Raw genomic sequence first — 21,246 nt, 5'->3', positions numbered from 1 at the left:
GATTTTCGGATTTAAGTAAACGATCGCATGAACATTCATAACATATACCGCAAACACTTTTTCTTTTTCGCTGCTATGGGGCTGGGTGCCGGATTTTTCCAACAGGCATCTGCTCAGGATTCGCTGAAACAGGAAACTATCGATATCATTTCTACTTACCAGCCACGTCTGAGAGATGCGGCCAAACTGAATCTTACCGCTTCACTCCCGGCGGTAGATACTGCCCGTCCTTCTTTGAAGTATGCGGTGCCGTCACTGAACCTGAACTTCATGTATCAGGCAGCACCACTGAAGCCACTGGCGCTGGGCAAAGACTCTCTCGACCTGCTCCAAAATAATTTTATTAAACTGGGTTATGGTAATCTCAGTACACCGCTAGTACAAGCCGGCTTCGGTAGCGGACGCCATGAAAACTATAACTACGGCCTCTTTGTAAATTATTCTTCTTCCAAAGGAAAAGATATAAAATACCAGGACTACAGCACGTTAAACGCACTGGCAGCAGGTACCTACCTGCTACCTAAATTCCAGTTCAACGCCAGCTTAGCCTATGATCGCAATACCGTTCACTACTACGGTTACGACCAAACGCTGCCGGTAGAAAAAGGCGATATAGCGCAAACCTTCAACCAGTTTACTGTTAATGTTGGCGCTAACAACAGAACGACCAACGACTGGGCTTTTAGCTTTCAGCCAAAAGTGAAGTTCATTCTCTTTAATGATTCTCATAAGAATACAGAAAATACCTTCGTCTTCAATATCCCTGTTCGTAAACAGATTTTTGAAGACATCTTCATCAAAGCTGAAGGTGTTTTTGACCTGACCACCTTTAAAGCAGATGGCGACCGCTCTTTCAATAATAATATTGTAGCGATCCATCCGGCGGTGGACATCATCAAGCCAGGATTTGTACTCCATGCCGGCGTAAATCCAACTTGGACCAATACACCAGGCATTAATAAATTCTACCTCCTGCCAGACATCGTAAACGAAACACACCTGATTCGTAAAAAATTGATCCTGAGCAGTGGCTGGATTTCTTACATGGAAAAGAATTCCTATCGTAACCTGACCAGCCGCAATCCTTTCTTCACAGGCAGTATGGCAGAAATGCAGAACACCCGTATCGAAGAAAAATATACCGGTATCAAAGGTACCTTAGGCAGTCACTTTAACTACAACACGAAATTTGCATCCGTTACCTGGTATAACCTGCCACTGTTCGTAAATGATACCCTCGACAGCAAGCATTTCATTACGCTGAACGAAGCAGAACTCCGCGCATTCCAGTTACATGCAGAAGTTGGTTATATCCAGGAAGAGAAATTACAGGGAAGAGTGAGTTTCGACTGGTACAACTATAACAAGCAACAATCACAGCCACAGCCATGGGCGCTGCCTGCATTCCAGGGTGATGTATTTGTTTCTTATATCCTCATGAAAAAACTGCACCTGAATGCTGATCTCTTCGCAATGAGCGGCGCTTACTACAGGAGTGCGAATAAAATTGATTTCGGTAAAACTGACGGAGCCTGGGATATGAACCTCGGCGCATCTTTTGATATTACTAAAAACTTCAACATCTGGTTGAACGCCAATAATATTTTCAATACCCAATACCAACGTTATTATCTCTATCCTTCTTATGGTTTTAATATTGTTGGTGGGTTGCTATTTAAATTCTAATTTAGTTGGTAATTAAGAGATTGGAACAAGAAAACCCGTTCTCTGGAAAACACACTACTCTTACGGGCAGTGTGTTTTCCAGGTACTGACCCGAAAGTAAATGGAGCAAAATGCACACCTGATCGGGCGGTTTATCTCTAATTCCATAGTAATTAGTAATAAAGCACTATGATTCTACAGCAATACATTCAGGAAGTACTCTTCAGACAAAGAGTTTGTGTTATCCCCCAGCTAGGCACCTTTACCTTACAGCATTTCCCGGCACAATACAATGTGAAAACACAGACCCTGACACCACCATGGGAACAGGTGTTGTTCAGCCAAACCTATCAGGACGATGGTTCCTGTCTGGAATGGATAGCCTTGAAAGAAAACCTGGTGCCTTCCGTAGCACAAATGAAACTGGACAAGTACCTGGAGGAGATGAAGACGGAACTAAAAACAGGTAAGCCTATGGAACTGCCTGGCATCGGCGTTTTACAGGGGGACTTTGCCGGCAACATTCATTTCTTTGCGGAAAAATTGCCTGTAACACAGGATACTATTGACCTTCAACCTATCAGACACGAAGAAGCACCCCCCGAACCCGTTGCAGCGCAAGCAACAACACCACCGGAAAAGCTGGAACCTATCATGACCGATGAAGTGGAAAACACTTTAGAAGCCATTGAAGCAGAAGGTGGCTTTAAATGGTGGTGGGCAGTAGTGCCAGTAGTTGTGATACTTGGCGGCGTGGCGGCATGGTGGTATATCACGCAGCAGCAACGTTCTGTCACCGTTAATCCAGTACCTCCCGCAGACAGCGTAGCAGCAACGGCGCCGGCAGTACAACACGATAGTACTACGGTTGCAGATTCAACAGCTACAGCAGTAGTACCGGTAACGGATACACTAAAATACGTTGCCGTTTATGCTACCTACAAGGATACGCCTAAAGATAGCACCGTTGCGTACAAAGCCTTTGAAAAACAACAATCATGGGGCAGAACGCAGGTGATCATCTATAAAGATAGCCTGTATAAACTTGCCGTACCTGTTAACAACGCAGATACTACCGGTGAAGCAGAGCGGGTAAGCAAAGAGTTCGGCGCTAAAGCCAGACTCGAAAAACACTAAAAGTTTCGGAAAACAAATAAAAAAGCCGTCTCTACAAAGTAGAAGACGGCTTTCTTTTTAAAGATCTTTTTAGCGGGTAGCAGGAAGTGCTGCCGCAACTATTTCAAGACCTTCCGCAAAAGTATGTGGAGAATAGTCAAATTCTTTTTCTGCTTTTTCGATGATAAGTCCTGTTTTTGCAGGTCTTGCAGCTGGCTGGGCCAAACTTTTTGAGCTGATCTTTTCGATCATATTAGTATCCAGGTTGAAGAAATCAGCCGTTTTAATAGCCATATCATATGGTGTCAGCGTTTCTTTTCCTGATATATTATAGATACCTGTTGCTTTTTTATCTACGATCATCTTACAGCCTTTAGCCAGATCGAGGCAGAGTGTTGGCGTACGCCACTGATCATCTACTACTTTGATCTTTTTATTTTGCTGCAGATTATTTTTCACCCAGGTAATCATGTTGCTACGCTGTGCATCAGCAACGACCCCATATACTAATACGGTGCGCACTATCGACCAGGCCAGTTTACTGTTCTGGACAATTCTTTCTGCTGCAACTTTGCTCGTACCGTAATAATTGATAGGATTTGCCAGATCTTCTTCTGTATATGGACCATTTAATCCATCGAAGATGAAGTCGGTAGAGAGAAATAAAAAGTATGCATTGATTTTTTCTGCAGCCTGCACGAGGTTGCGGGTGGCGCCTACGTTCATATCCCAGCAGGCGTCCTTATTTTTTTCACATTCATCCACTTGCGTCATAGCAGCAGTATGGATGATGATGTCGGGTTTGTATTTATCCAGTAGTTGCTGTGCAGTACCAGGTGCGCGAAGGTTCGCGGCTTCGTATATGTAGTTATCGTGCAGGGGCGATCTGTTGGGGCCCCTTCCGGTGGCTACTACGCTATAGTTCTTATCCTGCAAAAAAATCGGGAGCAAATGCTGCCCCAATAGTCCGTTACTTCCAGTTATAAGTACATTCATAAGCCATATTCATACACTGTTTTTAAAGATAAGCAATTTTCCGTTGCTGGTCATAAAAAAGAAGAGAGCACCTTAAAAGCAGAGATATATAATTAAATACCTTGCTTTTAAGATGCCCTCTCCTGCTTTATTAATTTAGGCAGATGATTAATGCGAATTATTTCATCCCCAGATTAAACATTACAAAAGACCAGATATCCGCTGCTTCATCAATCATCTTTGTAACAGATTTACCTGCGCCATGCCCTGCATTAGTATCAATGCGGATCAATGTAGGATTAGGACCTGCATTGTCGGCCTGTAAGGTAGCTGCAAATTTGAAAGAGTGTGCTGGCACTACGCGGTCGTCATGATCAGCAGTAGTAACCAGTGTTGCAGGGTAAGATACACCTGGTTTCAGGTTATGCAGCGGAGAATATTTGATCAGGTATTTATACTGGTCTGCATTATCGCTGCTACCATATTCAGTAGCCCATGCCCAACCAATGGTAAATTTCTGGAAGCGTAGCATATCCATTACACCTACCTGAGGGATCGCTACTTTAAACAGATCAGGGCGTTGCGTCATGCAGGCGCCTATCAGCAGACCACCGTTAGAACCACCGCGGATAGCCAGTTTCCCAGGATTGGTATATTTTTCTTTTACCAGGAATTCTCCTGCTCCAATCATATCATCGAAAACATTCTGTTTGCGTTCCATCATACCGGCTTTATGCCAAGCCTCCCCATATTCGCTACCACCACGAAGCGAAACAACTGCGTATATGCCTCCCTGTTCCATGAAGTACAGATTAGCCACGCTGAAAGAAGGCGTGATAGGAATATTGAAACCACCATAACCGTATAACAGCACAGGGTTGTTACCATCCAGTTTCCAGCCTTTTTTGCCAGACAGGAAGATAGGCACTTTAGTACCGTCTTTGCTGGTAAAGAAAACCTGTTTGGTTTCATATTCTTCCGGATTGAATTTTACAGCTGCTCTGTCAAAGAGTGTAGACTTACCCGTAGCGATATCATATTTATAGATAGTAGCAGGATCTACGAAAGATGAATAAGAGTAATAGAAAGATCCATCTTTTCTTTCAGCGCCGAAACCGCTGGCAGTACCGATACCTGGTAATTTTACCTGGTGGCCGTTTTTACCATCGTAATCGCATTGATAAATATAGGAAGAAGCATCTTTCAGGTAGCTGAGGAATAATTTACCCCCACCGATGCCAACATGTTGGAGGGCTTCAGGTCTTTCTGCTACAATAGTTTTCCAGTTAGCTGGTTCCGGATGTTTAGGATCGATTTCTACTAATTTATAGTTTGGTGCATCGCGGTTGATCACTACGAGAATTTTATCTCCCACATTATCAACCACATTTGGTTCATAATCGAATCCGGGAACAAGCAGGGAAAAATCTTTCTGGGCAGGGTTTTTCAGGTCTTTCACCCATATTTCACCGCCAGAAGTACCTTCCGTAGTCTGTAGGATGAGGAATCTTTCATCTTCAGTAAGGCCGCAACCAGCGTTACGCAGCGGGTGTTGCTTATCCTGGTAGATGAGTTCATCTTTTTCCTGTGGCTGTCCGATGGTGTGGTAGTAAACTTTCTGGAATTCATTTTTGCGAGAGAGTTTACTTTGTTCGTCGGGTTTGTCATAGCGGCTGTAATAGAAGCCATTGCCTCTCCAGGATATCCCTGAAAACTTCACCCATTCCAGCTTGTCGGAGAGCAGTTGTTTGGTGGCTACGTCCATTACATAACCTTCCTGCCAGTCGGAGCCAGCTTTGGAGATCAGGTAGGCGACATATTTTCCATCTTTGGAAAACTGGAGGTTTCCAAGGGCGGTGGTACCGTCAGCGGAAAGTTTGTTAGGGTCTATGAATACTTCAGCGGGGCCGCCTGGGGTGGTGGAGCGCATCAGAATGGCCTGGTTCTGAAGCCCGTCATTTTTAGAGAAGTAGTAATATTTCCCTTTTTTGGAAGGAGCAGAAGTTTTGGGATAGTTCCAAAGTTCTTCTAATCTTTTTTTAACATCATTACGGAAAGGGATTTTGGACAAATAGTCCTGTGTAATGGCGTTTTGAGCGTGGACCCATGCCTTTGTTTCGGCACTATTGTCATCTTCCAGCCAGCGATAGGGATCAGAAATTTTATTTCCGTGATATTCATCCGTAATATCGACTTTTTTAGTCTCCGGATATTTAATGTCGCTGTGATGTTGTGCCATGGCCTGTCCCGTCAAAATCGTCATACTCATAATTAACAAACTCCTATTAGTTTTTTTCAACATGCCTTTAATTTTTAAAAAAAAATTCTACTTTGTTTGATGAAAATTAAAAATTTAGGTTATTTCATGAGATAACTGTTAGAAAAACAATTGCAAAATGTTATTTTTGTGCGCCCTTAAGATATTTTTTTAGCAATTTATATGAAAAAATTGAACAACATTGCAGTCCTTACCTCAGGAGGAGATGCTCCTGGCATGAACGCAGCGGTTCGTGCAGTAGTAAGAACGGGCATTTATCATCAGCTGAATGTGTATGGCGTAATGTACGGCTACAGGGGAATGTTAACAAATGACATTTTCAAGATGGAGTCTAAATCAGTGGCCAACATTATTCAACGCGGAGGCACCATATTGAAGACAGCCCGGTGCAAAGAGTTCTATGAATATGAAGGGCGAAAAAAGGCTTACGAGAATCTGAAGAAGCACGGCATTGATGGTATCGTTGTCATAGGTGGCGACGGTTCTTTTAATGGAGCGCAGAAATTCAGCCAGGAATTTGACATTCCGTGTATAGGCTTGCCTGGTACTATTGACAAGGACATTGCTGGCACTGACTTTACCATTGGATTTGACACAGCAGTCAATACAGCGGTAGAGGCTATCGACAAGATCAGGGATACCGCGGATGCGCATGATCGCCTGTTCGTAATTGAAGTAATGGGCCGGGATGCCGGTTACATTGCTTTACACAGTGGGATTTCCACTGGCGCTGAGCACGTATTAATGCCAGAGCGCAAAACCGAGGTAAATGAAATTATTGAAGAACTGCAGGCCAACGAACGTCGTAAAAAACTCGTTAACCTGATTGTGGTAGCAGAAGGAGATGAAACCGGAGGCGCCAACGAAGTAGCCCGCAGAATTAAAGAAGCCTGTCCTCAACTGGATACCAGAGTGACCATCCTCGGTCATATCCAACGCGGTGGCTCCCCTACCTGTCAGGACAGAATCCTTGCCAGCAGGCTCGGATATGCCGCAGTAGATGCCCTCCGTGAAGGAGTTCATAATGTAATGATCGGAGTTGTAAATGACAAGATCCAGTATACACCGCTCGACAAAGCGGTTAAAGCTAAACAGGAGATCGACCCCGAATGGTTTAAGATTGTAAAAATTCTTGCGAGTTAAAAAATAAGACTTATGAGTACAAAGGATCTATCCAAATACTATCACAAGCAGATGGATAACGCTGCTGGTAGAGAGCATTCTTCCCACAAGACTAAAATAGTAGCAACTGTTGGTCCGGCTAGTGACACCTATGACAAATTATTGGAGTTAGTTAGAGCAGGCGTGAACGTTTTCCGTCTTAACTTCTCCCATGGCTCGCATGAAGACAAACTGCGAATCATCGAATACATCCGCCAGATCAACAAAACTGAACCTTACAACGTAGCCATCCTCGCTGACCTCCAGGGTCCTAAGCTGCGTGTGGGTGAAATCGAGAACAACGCATTACCACTCAAAGCCGGTGATATCCTCACTTTCGTGAATGAGAAAGTGGTGGGTAACATGGAGAAAATCTATGTATCTTATCCAGATCTTTATAAAGATCTCAGACCAGGACAAAAAATCCTCTTGGATGATGGTAAAATCGAAACTGTTGTAAAAGAACTGACACCTAACGGTGAAATCAAAGCAGAAGTGACCCTGCCTGGCGTTCTTTCTTCTAAAAAAGGTTTCAACCTGCCAGATACCAAAGTATCCCTGCCAGCACTGACAGAGAAAGATATTATTGACCTGGAATTCATCATCGACCACGAATGCGACTGGGTAGCATTGTCTTTCGTAAGAAGCGTAAAAGACCTGATAGACCTGCGCAAACGCCTGGAAGCACGCAATTCAAAAATGAAGGTTATCTCTAAAATAGAGAAACCAGAAGCTATTCAGAACTTAAAAGAAATCATCTGGGAAAGCGATGGCGTAATGATCGCTCGTGGTGACCTCGGCGTAGAACTGCCAGTAGAGCAGATCCCAATGATTCAGAAAGATATTATCCGCAAATGTATCCACCGTGCGAAACCTGTTATCGTGGCAACACAGATGATGGAAAGTATGATGGACCGTACCCGTCCTAACCGTTCAGAAATCACTGACGTAGCTAACGCGGTACTCGAAGGTGCGGATGCAGTAATGCTTTCCGGTGAAACTGCTACCGGTCAGTTCCCTGTGCTGGTTATCCAGACCATGAACAAAATCATCCAGGAAGTGGAAAAAGAAGCGATCATTTACAACCGTAACCTGATCCCTCATCGTCACTCTCCTACCTTCCTCAGCGATGCACTCTGCTACAACGCTTGTAAAATTGCTGAAGATCTCGATGCTGATGCCCTGATCGGTATGACCCAGAGCGGTTACACCGGCTTCATGCTCAGCTCTTACCGTCCACGCTCTCCACTCTATGTATTCACCAAAGAAAGAACACTGGTGAATCAGCTGAGCCTTAGCTGGGGCGTTCGCGCATTCTTCTACGAAGAAGAAGAAAGCCTCGATGATATCGTTTTCGATCAGATCAACATCCTGAAAGAAAGAGGTTTCATCAAAGCTGGTGATGTAGTTGTTAACACAGGTTCTACTCCAGTTAAACAACACCTCCCAACCAACATGCTGAAAATTACAAGAGTAGAAGAATAATCATCTACCTGTATCTCTTTAAAAAAAATTCCCGGCGTATTAATACGACCGGGAATTTTTTTTATATCTGAATGATATCATGCTAATCCCAACATCAGCAAAGGAAATGGCTTCCCCATCCCATCTAGCTCTGAGCGAGATAGTACCTTAAAACCATAATGCAGATAGAAGCCTACCGCCTGTTCATTTTGCTCATTTACATCTACCAATGTTACACCTTGTTCCCGGATAACATGCTCCAATAAAGCTTTTCCAATTCCTTCTCCCCTGTGAAAGGGATCAATAAACAACATCTCCAGCTTGTTGGCTGCTACTCCCGCAAAACCAAGTATATCACCATTCTCCGCTTTCATGCAGGACAAATTAACCGCCGGAAAAAATTCATTTAATATCAACGGTTTAAAATACTGGATATCTTCCTCCGTCAGAAAATGATGAGTAGCACGAACAGACTTTTCCCATACTTCAAGTAAAATCGGGTATTCACTCGCCTTAACCGTAGTTATTTTTCTCATGATGCCAGCTTACGTTTATTCCCAGAATAAGTTAATAGATAGATGATCAATGCGATGGTAATCAAAGCAGTACCGGCGATACAAACACCCGTCCATTGGCCAATACGCCAAACTGACAATCCGATTCCCGAACCGATGGCAGTGCCGATAAAACTAGTGGTCATAAACACCGTATTCAGTCTGTTACGGGCAGATGGGTTCAGTGCGTATACTCTTGTTTGATTGGAGACGTGAATAGATTGTAACCCCAGATCTATTGCGATAATGCCGACAACGATCCCAATGATTTCTGTTTTAAAGAAGAAGAACAGAAAATATCCAATAAACAGAAAAATGATACCATACCCAATGGCTATACGAGGATTTTTCTTATCAGCGATACGGCCAACTAATGGCGCACCTAAGGCGCCGGCGGCAGCAGCGAGGCCCATCAGGCCAATTTTATCACTTTTATAATGATAAGGCGCATCTGAGAGCAGAAATACGATAGTGGTCCAAAAAAGGCCAAACATCGCAAAGCTGCATGCATTAATGGCTGAGGCCTCTCTTAGCACCGGTTGTTCTTTTGTGAGCGTTATTAAAGACTTCATAAGATCGCCGTAGGTGCCTTTGAAGGTCGGTTCGCTTTTAGGGAAAGTGAATAGCATGAGTATAACCAGCAGCACACTAATTCCTGTTGCGATCCAGAACATACCACGCCAACCTAATTGATTGCCTACGATACCACTGAGTGTGCGAGACAAAAGGATACCTATTAAGAGTCCGCTCATCACCACGCCAATTACTCTTCCTCTGTTTTGATCAGAGCTCAAAGCCGCTGCCAGTGGTAAGATTAACTGAGGAACTACAGAAGTAAAACCTATGAGTAAGCCAGTAATTTTCAGCATGGTAATGTTCTGTGACATAGCCGATAATGCCAGTGCTATGGTGGCCGCTGAAGTCATAAGAATGATCTGGCGTTTCTTTTCCAGCATATCACCTAATGGTACGCAGAAAAGTAATCCCAGTGCATAACCCACCTGGGTGAAAAATGTTACCTGACCAGCATTGGTTTCAGATACGCCGAATTCATCGCTCATCAGTACCAGCAGGGGTTGGCTGTAATAAATATTTGCAACAATCAAACCCGTGCAGAGAGCCATTACAGTAATCGTCCATTTACTAAGCGCCATATATTCGTTTTTTGCAGTGCAAAGATAGTTCTATGCTTCGAACCTTTAGGGTCATTTAATAGTTCTGGAAACGGTAAATTTGTAATTGTTAATCGCTCACCGTAAAAAGCCGATAGTTATGTTTAATAGTATCTATCCTTACACACAGGAAATCATTGCAGAGTACCAGGAGCACACCGAGAGTGAAATTGCTACCAAGTTACTGAAGGGAGAAAAAGCCTACCGCGAATTATTACGCACCCCACTTGAAAAGCGTTGTCAATGGATGGCAGGTGTGGCCAAATCCATGCGTGATAATGTGAAGGAACACGCGACCCTGATTACCAGGGAGATGGGAAAAACGTTGAAGGAAGCTACTGCAGAAGTGCTGAAATGTGCGGCCACCATTGATTTTTATGTAGAGAATATAGGCGGTATGTTATCGCCAAGAATTATTTCTTCCGATGCTTCAAAAAGTTATGTATCTTATGAAGCGAAAGGGATTATTTTGGCAATCATGCCCTGGAATTTTCCTTACTGGCAGGTGTTTCGTTTTGCTATTCCGAACATCCTTGCAGGAAATGCCGGCATCTTAAAGCACGCCAGTAATGTGAGTGGCTGTGCACTGGCTATTGAAAAACTATTTGTAGAATCTGAATTTCCGGAAGGAACTTTTCAGAGTGTATTATTATCTTCTAAGCATATTGAACCCATTATTGCAGATCCGCGCGTACAGGGCGTAACATTGACCGGTAGCACCCCAGCTGGAAAAAGTGTGGCAGCACTGGCGGGAAAATATATTAAAAAAACAGTATTGGAGTTAGGTGGCAGTGATCCGTTTATCGTATTAAAAGATGCTGATATTCAGGAGGCTGCGAAAGTGGCTGTACAGGGCCGGATGCAAAATGCAGGACAATCTTGCATTGCAGCCAAGCGATGGATTGTAGAGCAACCGGTGGTCGCTGACTTTACGGCTGCAGTGAAAGCAATATTATCGCAGCTGAAACAGGGCGACCCTATGCTGGAATCCACGCAGATGGGGCCTATGGCACGTTTAGACCTTGCAGCGGAACTAGGAAAACAGTTACAAAGTAGCACCGCACAGGGGGCTCATTTAGAGTTGGGTGGCACCTGGGAAGGATGTAACTTTGCTCCAACACTGTTGACCGGTATAACCAGTGACATGACGGCTTTCCGTGAGGAAACGTTTGGACCACTGGCCGTAGTTATAGCAGCTGCCAACGAAGAGGATGCTATCTCACTTGCCAACGAAACCGAGTTTGGTTTGGGTTCTGCGTTGTGGACAAAGGACCTGGAAAAAGCCGCCCGGCTGGCAACACAAATCGAAAGCGGGAATGTATTCATCAACGCAATGGTACGCTCCGATGCACGACTGCCTTTTGGCGGCGTTAAACAATCGGGTTATGGCAGGGAATTATCACTGGAAGGCACACACGAATTTTTAAACGTTAAGACGGTTTATATACATTAGGCTTTTAGAACATGACCACATCTCTGAAACGCGACCGCTATACTCCCTATATCACTTTCTCCCGTAAAGAATGGGCAGAACATAGTGGTGATGCCAGATTACAACTGGCAGATTATGACCTGGAACCACTGCATGGTATGAATGAACCACTCACGCAGGAAGAAATCACCCAGGTATATTTGCCGCTGGCACATTTGCTGAATCTCTATGTTACTGCATCACAACAGTTACATAAAGCCACCAGCTCTTTCCTGAGCAGCCAGGAATCAAAAGTGCCTTATATTATTGGCATTGCCGGAAGCGTAGCCGTTGGAAAAAGCACCACTGCAAGAGTATTACAGAAGCTATTGCAAGCATGGCAGGACCATCCTAAAGTCGCACTAGTGACAACAGATGGGTTTCTCTATCCCAACAAAATATTAGAGCAGAATAATATCATGAACAGGAAAGGATTTCCAGAAAGTTATGATATAAAAAGACTGGTACATTTTCTTGCAGATGTTAAATCAGGCAAAGAACGTGTAGCTGCACCGTTATATTCTCACCTGGAGTACGATGTACTACCAGGGCAGCTCCAATGGATAGAACAACCCGATATCGTCATTGTAGAAGGTGTGAACGTATTACAGGTCAGGCCTCGCCAACAGCAGAAAGACCCTGCTATCTTCGTATCCGACTTTTTTGATTTTTCTATATATGTGGATGCTGCTGAAAAAGATATCCGTAAATGGTATATCGCCAGATTTCAGTCTTTACGCCAAACAGCTTTCCAAAACCCTGATTCATTCTTTCACCGCTATGCCAGCCTTTCCGATGGCGCTACCGTCGAATTAGCCACCCAGATATGGGAAGATATCAACAAACCCAATCTGGAGCAGAATATCGCACCAACGCGTTATCGGGCCGGACTCATACTGGAGAAAGGTAGTAACCATTTTGTTCAATCCATCAAACTCAGGAAAACCTGATTCACCATGCAACTACTTTTCCTAAGAAATGCCACATTCCTGTTGGAATGGGACAACAAGAAGTTATTAATTGATCCCATGCTGGGGCCCAAAGACAGTATGGATCCTATTGCTAACACTGCAAATGCCATCCGAAACCCTACCGTAGATCTCACGCTGAGCGATATCGCCATCCAAACGATGGTGCAGGATATCGATGCTGTATTGCTCACGCATACACATCGCGATCATTGGGACGCTGCGGCACAGGACATGATTCCTAAAGACACAACGATTATCTGTCAGCCGGAAGATGAGGAGAAAATAAAAGCTGCTGGCTTCACGGATGTTATTGCCATTATTGACAGCATTAAATGGCATCATTTTACAATCAACCGTACCAAAGGCCAGCATGGCACCGGAGACATTGGCAAGAAAATGGCGCCAGTATCTGGTTTTGTTATCTCAGATAATAAAACCAGCTTTTATATCGCCGGAGACACTATCTGGTGTAACGATGTGAAAGATGCGCTGGATCGTTATCAACCTACGCACACCGTGGTAAACGCAGGAGCAGCAAGGTTTCTACAAGGTGATCCTATTACCATGACCGCAGCAGATGTATTGGAAGTGATCAACCATCCTTCCCATACTAACGTTATCGCTATGCATATGGAATCCTTGAACCACTGTACCCTTACCAGGGAAGACCTGGCCGTTGCAGTGGCAGTGGCCGCAAAGGAATGCAATATTCCTGATCCAGGCGACTGGATAATACTAAACTAACATTAACGACTATACGTATGCAATGGCTGCCTCAACTCAGGGCAGCCATTGTTATTTCAGCTCATCTTTCCATTCTCCAAACTATGGCAGCATTATAGTCCGGCAGTCGCCTTGGGAGCAAATTGTTGCAGTACATTGCTTATTGCATTATCCAACGCAACGCCGCTTAATTCTTTGTTACGGGCCTTTGTTTCCAGCGCATTCATCACTTTATAGAATGGTTGGTTGTCTACCTGCTTTTGCAATACCACCGCAGTATTAGCGCCATAAAGCTTATCCCACTGTTGACGTACCACTGCCCAGAACTGTTTATTCTGTTCCCACCATTCCTTAGCTTGCTGGCATTTACTTTCATCTGTACGACGATAAGTGTTCAAACCTTTTTCACCTACAATAATTTTATCGCCTGTATCATCTCTCAGGATTTTTTTATTGTCCTGCCCATGAAGAGAACCAAAGGAAGTAATTTCATGATGATTGGTACGCTGCAATACATTGTAGTCACTGCGGGTAGTGTATTCCCTGCGCGGCAAAGGTGCATCACTGGTACTTTCCCAATAATGACGGCCATCAGCGTGTACCCAGGTTGCAGCACCTTCATACCGCGGTTCGTCATCCACCCCAAATACTTTCTGCGTCCACTGACCTTTTACAGCAGCAGCAGGCAAACTGGCTTTATTCCAGGTATCATTCTTACTATAAACCAGCAGCTGTTGATTCTCATATTGCCAGTCTTCCGTCCAATGCTTAATTACATCTCCACCAGCCACCAGTAAGTGTTGTAAAACGATACGGTTATTTTTCTCATCAGCAACGGTGACATACTCTACTGCATCTGTTATTTTATGATAGCCTTTCGGTTTATAGCTGCTATCACCAGGAAATGTTTCGGTATACTCAAATGTAACCTCCATGCAACCACACATATTCTTGATGGCCGACTTGTCCTGCTGCAGCTTACTTTCACTTTTCTGCGCCATCACTGAAACAGGAAGTAGAATTCCTACCAGCGCCAATTTGATAATATTATTCATGTTACTTTTTATTAGAAGTTTACGCTACCATTTGCCTGAAATACATAGCGGAATTTATAGAGCCTGGATACACTGTTCAGGTCTGGACTTGCAGGCGCATCTTTATAATAGCTCTGTATTTCAACTTTCGCATATTTTCCTGCCGGCGTTTTAATGACTAATACTTTTCCAGGTACCGGGGTAATAATATGCGTTGTTGCATTATAGCTGTACCACGTTTTCAGTGCGTATTTAGCACCAATAGAATCCGTAGAATAACCTGTTGTTGGAGCCGCGGACAAATCATTAAACACACCAGTAACGATCTGGGCTTCTGCTTTTCCCGGGCCACTTACACCTCCATTCACAATGATGGTAGTAGTTTTAAAACCTATATCCCATTTAGCAGTAGCAGAATCGGAATTGGGAATAATTTTATTATCTGCAAAACTAAACAGCGTATAATTGCCAGTATTGGCAGTATCCGCCTGAAGGTTTGCTACAGTTGTAGTTGTCAGTACCGGGGCTGGTGAATTATCCTTTTTGTCATCTTTACTGCAAGCAGTGAAAAGCAGTCCTAACGCTAATGCGCCCAATCCCAGAATTTTTTGTTGACTTGTCATAATGCTATTTAATTGTATGTAGAAATGAATAGGTAACAGCGATAGAGTATATTCTTCCAGGCATGCCTGGTATATGTTTTCCATCTGTATAATTAAAGAGGTTTTCAATAGTTCCCTGGAAGCGCAATCTCTGCTGCATAAAGCTTTTGGCAGCAGCCAGGTTTACCGTTGCATATCCAGGAACAAACTCGCTTTTTATATCGGGTATATTATTGCCATTCTCATCTTGGAAACCATATTTACTACGGTATATTACACGCATATTTGCATCGATGCCTGTCACCAGGTTTGTATACTGTAATTTCAGATTGGCGGCATGATGGGAGCGATTGAACAGTCCAAAATATTCGCGGCGTTTTAACAAACGTGTTTCGTGTGTTCGTTCATCCACGGTATAGACTTCATCATTCTTTACCTTTTTGAGCTGGTCATTATCAATAGCTTGTAAATATTGATATCCGCCCGCCACCTGCCAATATTTATTAATAACCTGGTTATAATTCAATTCACTACCATAGGTAGTAATGCTGTTCACATTCACGTAACTGTATACACTGAAGTCATTCGTTTTCTGCGCAACAGCACGGGTATCAATTAGGTTGGCAACCCTATTCATGAAAATATTTATTTTAATATTGGCGCCTTTCCAAGGTATGGTTTGCAGCCCTGCGTTGTAAGACCAAGAGCTTTCGGCATTAAGGTCTTTCAGTTTATCCAGGTCATAATTGATACTCTTTATTTCACCTGCTGCCTGCATCTGGTTGATGATTTCAGAGGCGAGCTTTGTGCCAACAACACTATACCCTACGGCAGCATTATTAAAGTGCAGGTATAACTGCCTGAAGTCTGGCGCCCTGTATCCTCTTCCAATGGACCCTAACAGTTTAATTTTCGGATTCACGGCATAGGATACAGATAACTTGGGACTCAGTTGTGATGGATATTGATTATGCGTATCAAACCTGGCGCCTAAGAGTATACTCCAGGCCTCGGTTGGTTTCCAGCTTTCCTGGGCGAAAACATAACCACTATTGAATGCCATCCGATTATCATAACGGGTAGCCTCCAACGTTTCATGAATATAGCCCCCCCCCAGTGTCAGTGCGTGTTTAGGATTCAATGTCCAATCAAGCTGATATTCGGGTTTAAGATATTGCTGTGTAAAAAAAGAAGCGTCATATACACTATTATCTTTTTCATACACCATTTTTTCATCAGTACCATACCTGGAATAATATAGTCGTAGTAACTGTGTAACCTGACTGTTTATAGTATGCCTGATATTGATTGATGCATTTGCGTCGTCCTCTTTTCCGTTATCATTAACTCTTCCTTTTGTATCCTCGAAAAAGCTTTTATACTGCTGATTAAATATTCGTCCTGATATGGTTGTTTGCCAATGCTGGCTCCAATCCTGCTGCCATTTCACTTGTCCCGTGGCCGATTTAAATGGTGATACTGATGGTGTAGACTGTCCATTTATCGTATATCCATTCGTATTATAGTAATTACCATTAACGGAAAAAACACCATCCTTAATCGGAATTTTAGTGCCGGCATCAAGCTGCAAGGTCTGGTTACTTCCATACCTCGCGGTGGCGTTTGTCTGGCCAATTCGATTTTTACTATTGGTAATTATATTAATAACGCCAGCCATTGCATCACTTCCATAAAGAGAAGAAACCGGCCCTTTAATGATCTCTATCCGTTCGATATTACTCACTACAATCCTTGACAGATCAAGTGTTCCAGCTGTCCTGCCTATCAATGGTTCTCCATCCAACAATATGAGCGTATATTCCGCTTCGAGTCCCTGCATTTGGATACCACTGCCATGGTTAGCAGTAACAAATAAACCTGTTTGTTCTGCCAGGACCTGATTCAGCAGCATAGCACCCATTTGCTGGATTTGCTCCTTCTTGATAACAGTAACGGCTATAGGCACTTTATTCAGCTGTTGCTCATTCCTGGTTGCTGTTACCACTACTTCTTGTAAAGACTTATTATCTGTAATGGTATCAGTTTGGGCAAATAGCATCCCTGGCCACCAAAGGCAGCCTATCAGGAATAAATATTTAAGCATTTCGGATCGTTAAATTTGTTCTGCGAAAGTATAACAGCAAAAGCTAAACACTATTACGCGAGAGGGAAAATCAGTTACGCGATCCGGAGATAAAAGATAGGAGTGCTATGCCATTATTACACCCATTCATTGATATGGCTGGCGTTCCCCATTGTCATTTCACGTGCAGAAATAGTAAACGTAATATTCATAGGATGTTCATTAGCGGCATCAAATACCTCCTCAAACCTTACCAGGTAACCTTCTTTAAATTCTAACGTTTTTAATTTTGCATCCGTATCACGCTTAAAAAAGGTAATGGAACCATCTTTTCTTTCAAAATTATTCACCATCCATTCAAATAAATCTGTTTTACCAGTTGATTCCACCGTTAGATTAATCCTTCCGCCTCTGGTAATAGCCGAAGGCCTCCCTGTAGGATCCGTTTCCTGGTTGAGTGCATAAGTTACATGTTGAACATTATAGTTTTCTCCATTTACAGTAAGAATTGATTTGAAAGACATAAGTGATGATTTATATGGTTAACAAAAAATACCTAATTAGAAGACCTGCTATTCAGTAGCATCATCCTGCAGTTGTCCAGATCTCTGTTTACATTATCCAGGCGTTGTTTTAGCTTGTCTTGCTCGATTTTCATATTGAGCAACGATTGCTGAGCTGTAGACAATTCTCTCAATTGCTGCTTTGCTTGTTGCAGCTCCAGGCATATCTGGATCACATCATCATACAACTGAAATGAACTAACAATTTTACCTGAAATATGCTCTCTGATACTACTCAATGCAGTTACCACCTGTTGATCGATAAAGGCAACATGCTGACCAGGATCGTTGATCTTTTGCATGCTTGATTTCACTATTGCTATTTGCTGTTGAAATGCATGTTGATATTCCCTTTCCTGGTTGATTCTCAAAATTGTCTCTCTTAAGATGTGATTTTCCACAACGGGCACTTGGTAATTGAAATAAATAGTAAATATCAGCAAAGCAGTGCAAGCAATATATAACGCTAAGAAAATAAGGTAACGTTTTATTCTTTCTGAAGTATTTAGTGGTTTTTGCATAATTAATGGATTAAAAGAAAACTAGTCGGTGAATCTCCATCGATTCTTTTTATTGATAACGTTATCTGTATCTGGCATTTCCCGCTGCAATTCTTCTTTTACAAATATTTTATTATCGGGCTTCACTCCTATATATTCCAGTTGACTAATGTTTTTAGTCAGTTTGTGTAAAATGCTTAACAGGTCTAAACCAGGCTTTAATGATCCTGCTATATCCAGGTGATAATATTCAATATTCCTGGCAGCCCAAATCATCGATTCAAATACACCAGGAGTAATATCCAACCATAGCGCGAAGTAATTGAACACCTGTTCTCTCCACTGCCCTATTCTATAGGTAGTAAGCATTTGAAAATTTCCAGTAACCTTACTTAGCATAGTAAACAAATATACTGGCCCCTGGAACCGGGTAATATGCGCTAATTCAGGCAAGAGGTAACTAATGAGATCTCCCATCCCTTTGCATATCTCCAGGATGCACGCTGCCAGGTCCTGGTTATTTTCTCTCATCCGGATATGCCGAATGATTTCATTTGCATATAACATTATCTCTGACAAATAATGATGAACATCATTGAAATAATCTATTAACAGGTGGTGCGAAGTGATATACATACACGGCGGTATATACTGCTGGTCAATAACAGGTTTTTGATGTGCTGACAATATCCTTGCTAGAACTATCTGTCCAGGCCCTACCCCGACTTGATCCATGATATTAGCAGCAATAATTTTCAAATGGATCTCAGCAATCGCTGCTGGATTTCTATATGGCAATTCTGTCGTATCAATATCACCCACCGGGATACGTTCATAAATGTGTTGCTCTACAATTACGAAGCATGTTTCGGAGCTTTCTGGCAATGGGTGATAGGTGATACCAGGCATAACAAAACCAGTTACAGGTGGCAATAGAGGTAACTGAATATGCAACCCGTCGGGTGTTATACCATTACAATGTAATAGCCGTAGTTTCCAACTGCCGTCCATATCATGTGTTAGCTCACAACTGGCCTTCGCAGGTTCCTGCGTAAGAAGGCCGAAATTCTGTTCATGCAAAGTGATCGCAGCTGCCGAAGCAACTCGCTCCAGCATTGCATTTTCCAGCAAAACAAAGTGCTGCTGTTGAATTTTCATACCATTCACCCAATTCACCAGGTGATGCCTGTACTGGTTTTGCATTATGATAAATTGCTTTTAAAGCCTACGACAGTAGATAATTGTATTCTCTTTAATTTTATTTAGGTATACGGGTAAGTCAGGATCGAGCACATTGCAATACCTAAACCATTTATGCCTGGTATAAAAAATCCATTCATCCGGGCGATTCTCTGTCTGCCATTGTAAAGGAGTTTCCGGATGCCGGTCGTTATAATCATTTATAAAATGGAAAAAGAATTCGCCTAAGCCTATTTTTCCCGGCGCTCGCGCACGCATATACGTTACTATTGGGTCATCCTTCGACTTCGTTAGCTTTAATCCAATGACCAATACGTCCCTTAAGTCTTCTTCTTTCATCTCAGGCATCGACTTCTCCACTGGATACACCCAACTGCTATAGAGTTCAATAGGGATAGACAGCCCGGCTTCCGTCATCCAGGATGCAAATAGAATTACAAATGGCCAGCATACTAAAGTGATAACCGGATAAAGAGTAATGGCGAATTCTTTCCAGTTGTAGTTAAATAGGCAAAGCGCAATCAAGTATGCAGCAGGTAACAAGGAAGAAAACAGCAATAGTTTCCACCAGCTATAAATCTTATCTCTGGTTATGTACAGTATCATACATAAATTACATCCTCCCGTTAACATCCAGGTACACTCGCTCACGATATATTGTAGCAAGGGTATTACTTGTTTATACTGCATATAAATGATACTGCCGGCCGTTAAAAAAAGTCCGCCTGCAAGAAAAGATATTACCGCTATCGTCTGGCGAATAGCGATCATCTTCAGTACCTGTACTATCAACAGGATACAAACAATACTAACAGCAATAACGGTTAACATGTCAATGGTATTTAGCTAACAAACAAATTGAAACCTAAGCGGGCAGGAAATATCCCGGATATAGGCACCGACGCCAGAATAATTTCTACTTCCCATTCTACCGGCACCTTATGCGCCAGCAACTGTTGCAGATATATTCTTTTTCGTCCCCCGTGGCACCATTCGGTAAACGCATCATTTGCAGTCAATATAACGGTGACCTTAATAATAGTTCCCGCTGCAATGAAAAAGCCTCCGACATACATATCCTCTCCTAATACTGCGTTGCCCAAGTTCGCATAGGACGGAACGAATACAGGCATCTCCAACTCAAGCGTTTCAGACACCAATTTCACATCCAGGAAGTCACTTAGCCAATCCAGCAACGCTGTAGTCCCCGGCGGCAACCTGTAAAATCCCAGCATCTTATCTAAGGTAACCCATTCATAATCCCATTCATATAGACGGAAGAAGGTCTCTTTTAACGGGTAATCATACCAATGTTGCTGGTACTCTAACACACGCTCATCTAGTGGTCCAAAATATTCTCTGAGTTGCCTTTCTCTAATTTTGTTATTGCGATACAACCGGTTAAAGTCAATCTTTCGATCATTGCTGTATTCATCAACAAAATAATGTGGTAACAAATCAAATATTCCAGGCTGGTGAATTTCTATATGCTCCTTTCCCTGCATATCTCTATGGATGGACAATTCACCTGTTACAGGCAGCTTGAAAGATGAGACAAGTCGAAAAGCAATATCCTGTTCCAAGAAACACATTACTGCTGACGCTTTCAACGATTTATCAAAAAAATATTTATCTAAAATCATCAGCCTTTACTGAGAGGATTAACAAAATAATAGAAGGCCGAAATGGAGTAAAGAAGTAAAACAAACAACAC

The 21,246-nt window shown here is 42.8% G+C and carries 19 protein-coding genes; 7 read left to right on the top strand and 12 right to left on the bottom strand.

Translation table 11 applies throughout. From position 1 onward, the window contains the following. Positions 1-27 precede the first annotated feature (27 nt). Entirely contained in the window at positions 28-1,686 is a 1,659-nt protein-coding gene (locus ACE38W_RS05120) for a hypothetical protein (protein ID WP_375829233.1), read from the top strand. A 168-nt stretch (positions 1,687-1,854) separates the two neighbouring features. Continuing rightward, positions 1,855-2,802 carry a hypothetical protein gene (locus ACE38W_RS05115; RefSeq protein WP_375829231.1) on the top strand — a complete coding sequence of 316 codons (948 nt, stop codon included), beginning with the start codon at positions 1,855-1,857 and terminating at the stop codon, positions 2,800-2,802. A gap of 69 nt (positions 2,803-2,871) precedes the next feature. Here ACE38W_RS05115 and ACE38W_RS05110 read toward each other — a convergent pair whose 3' ends face one another. Both ACE38W_RS05110 and ACE38W_RS05105 read right to left on the bottom strand, forming a co-directional pair. After that, entirely contained in the window at positions 2,872-3,777 is a 906-nt protein-coding gene (locus ACE38W_RS05110; protein ID WP_375829229.1) for an SDR family oxidoreductase, read from the bottom strand. A 157-nt stretch (positions 3,778-3,934) separates the two neighbouring features. Then, a complete protein-coding gene (locus ACE38W_RS05105; protein WP_375829228.1) occupies positions 3,935-6,019 on the bottom strand; it encodes a prolyl oligopeptidase family protein in 2,085 nt (694 codons plus the stop codon). A gap of 177 nt (positions 6,020-6,196) precedes the next feature. Here ACE38W_RS05105 and pfkA point away from each other — a divergent pair, with 177 nt between their 5' ends. Both pfkA and pyk read left to right on the top strand, forming a co-directional pair. Continuing rightward, positions 6,197-7,177, top strand: a complete 981-nt coding sequence (pfkA, locus tag ACE38W_RS05100; protein WP_375829226.1) for a 6-phosphofructokinase — start codon at positions 6,197-6,199, stop codon at positions 7,175-7,177. A 12-nt stretch (positions 7,178-7,189) separates the two neighbouring features. Next, positions 7,190-8,680 carry a pyruvate kinase gene (gene pyk, locus ACE38W_RS05095; protein ID WP_375829224.1) on the top strand — a complete coding sequence of 497 codons (1,491 nt, stop codon included), beginning with the start codon at positions 7,190-7,192 and terminating at the stop codon, positions 8,678-8,680. Between the two features lie 77 nt (positions 8,681-8,757). Here the strand turns inward: pyk and ACE38W_RS05090 are convergent, their stop codons facing one another. After that, entirely contained in the window at positions 8,758-9,195 is a 438-nt protein-coding gene (locus ACE38W_RS05090) for a GNAT family N-acetyltransferase (RefSeq protein WP_375829222.1), read from the bottom strand. Further along, positions 9,192-10,367: an MFS transporter gene (locus ACE38W_RS05085; protein ID WP_375829220.1), complete on the bottom strand. Its 1,176-nt coding sequence runs from the start codon at positions 10,365-10,367 to the stop codon at positions 9,192-9,194. Before ACE38W_RS05085 ends, ACE38W_RS05090 begins: the two co-directional genes overlap by 4 nt. A gap of 118 nt (positions 10,368-10,485) precedes the next feature. Between ACE38W_RS05085 and ACE38W_RS05080 the strand changes: the two genes are divergently transcribed. From ACE38W_RS05080 to ACE38W_RS05070, 3 genes are read left to right on the top strand one after another with little or no spacing between them, the layout of a single operon-like run. Beyond that, positions 10,486-11,838 carry an NAD-dependent succinate-semialdehyde dehydrogenase gene (locus ACE38W_RS05080; RefSeq protein ID WP_375829218.1) on the top strand — a complete coding sequence of 451 codons (1,353 nt, stop codon included), beginning with the start codon at positions 10,486-10,488 and terminating at the stop codon, positions 11,836-11,838. 11 nt (positions 11,839-11,849) lie between these two features. Then, positions 11,850-12,806, top strand: coding sequence for a type I pantothenate kinase (coaA, locus tag ACE38W_RS05075; RefSeq protein ID WP_375829216.1), 957 nt, complete (start codon positions 11,850-11,852; stop codon positions 12,804-12,806). A 6-nt stretch (positions 12,807-12,812) separates the two neighbouring features. Then, positions 12,813-13,571: an MBL fold metallo-hydrolase gene (locus ACE38W_RS05070; protein WP_375829215.1), complete on the top strand. Its 759-nt coding sequence runs from the start codon at positions 12,813-12,815 to the stop codon at positions 13,569-13,571. 92 nt (positions 13,572-13,663) lie between these two features. On the opposite strand, the gene ACE38W_RS05065 is transcribed toward ACE38W_RS05070, so the two are convergent. The 8 genes from ACE38W_RS05065 to ACE38W_RS05030 all read right to left on the bottom strand — a co-directional run bounded on the left by ACE38W_RS05065 (position 13,664) and on the right by ACE38W_RS05030 (position 21,175). Continuing rightward, entirely contained in the window at positions 13,664-14,605 is a 942-nt protein-coding gene (locus ACE38W_RS05065) for a DUF6607 family protein (RefSeq protein WP_375829213.1), read from the bottom strand. 11 nt (positions 14,606-14,616) lie between these two features. After that, positions 14,617-15,207, bottom strand: coding sequence for an HmuY family protein (locus tag ACE38W_RS05060; protein WP_375829212.1), 591 nt, complete (start codon positions 15,205-15,207; stop codon positions 14,617-14,619). Between the two features lie 4 nt (positions 15,208-15,211). Then, complete coding sequence (locus ACE38W_RS05055; RefSeq protein ID WP_375829210.1) at positions 15,212-17,290, bottom strand: TonB-dependent receptor plug domain-containing protein; 2,079 nt, start codon at positions 17,288-17,290, stop codon at positions 15,212-15,214. A gap of 116 nt (positions 17,291-17,406) precedes the next feature. After that, entirely contained in the window at positions 17,407-17,793 is a 387-nt protein-coding gene (gene tssD, locus ACE38W_RS05050) for a type VI secretion system tube protein TssD (RefSeq protein ID WP_375829209.1), read from the bottom strand. A 32-nt stretch (positions 17,794-17,825) separates the two neighbouring features. Then, positions 17,826-18,353: a type VI secretion system TssO gene (gene tssO, locus ACE38W_RS05045; protein WP_375829207.1), complete on the bottom strand. Its 528-nt coding sequence runs from the start codon at positions 18,351-18,353 to the stop codon at positions 17,826-17,828. Positions 18,354-18,374: 21 nt separating this feature from the next. Then, the gene (locus ACE38W_RS05040) at positions 18,375-19,535 is read right to left on the bottom strand and encodes a hypothetical protein (protein ID WP_375829205.1); all 1,161 of its coding nucleotides are present in this window, start codon (positions 19,533-19,535) and stop codon (positions 18,375-18,377) included. 15 nt (positions 19,536-19,550) lie between these two features. Next, positions 19,551-20,363 carry a TssN family type VI secretion system protein gene (locus ACE38W_RS05035; RefSeq protein WP_375829203.1) on the bottom strand — a complete coding sequence of 271 codons (813 nt, stop codon included), beginning with the start codon at positions 20,361-20,363 and terminating at the stop codon, positions 19,551-19,553. Between the two features lie 11 nt (positions 20,364-20,374). Further along, positions 20,375-21,175 carry a hypothetical protein gene (locus ACE38W_RS05030; protein WP_375829202.1) on the bottom strand — a complete coding sequence of 267 codons (801 nt, stop codon included), beginning with the start codon at positions 21,173-21,175 and terminating at the stop codon, positions 20,375-20,377. Positions 21,176-21,246 lie beyond the last annotated feature (71 nt).

The organism is Chitinophaga sp. Hz27 (genome assembly GCF_042263525.1).
Classification (GTDB): Bacteria; Bacteroidota; Bacteroidia; order Chitinophagales; family Chitinophagaceae; genus Chitinophaga.
This window is presented reverse-complemented; position numbering and strand designations above follow the sequence as displayed.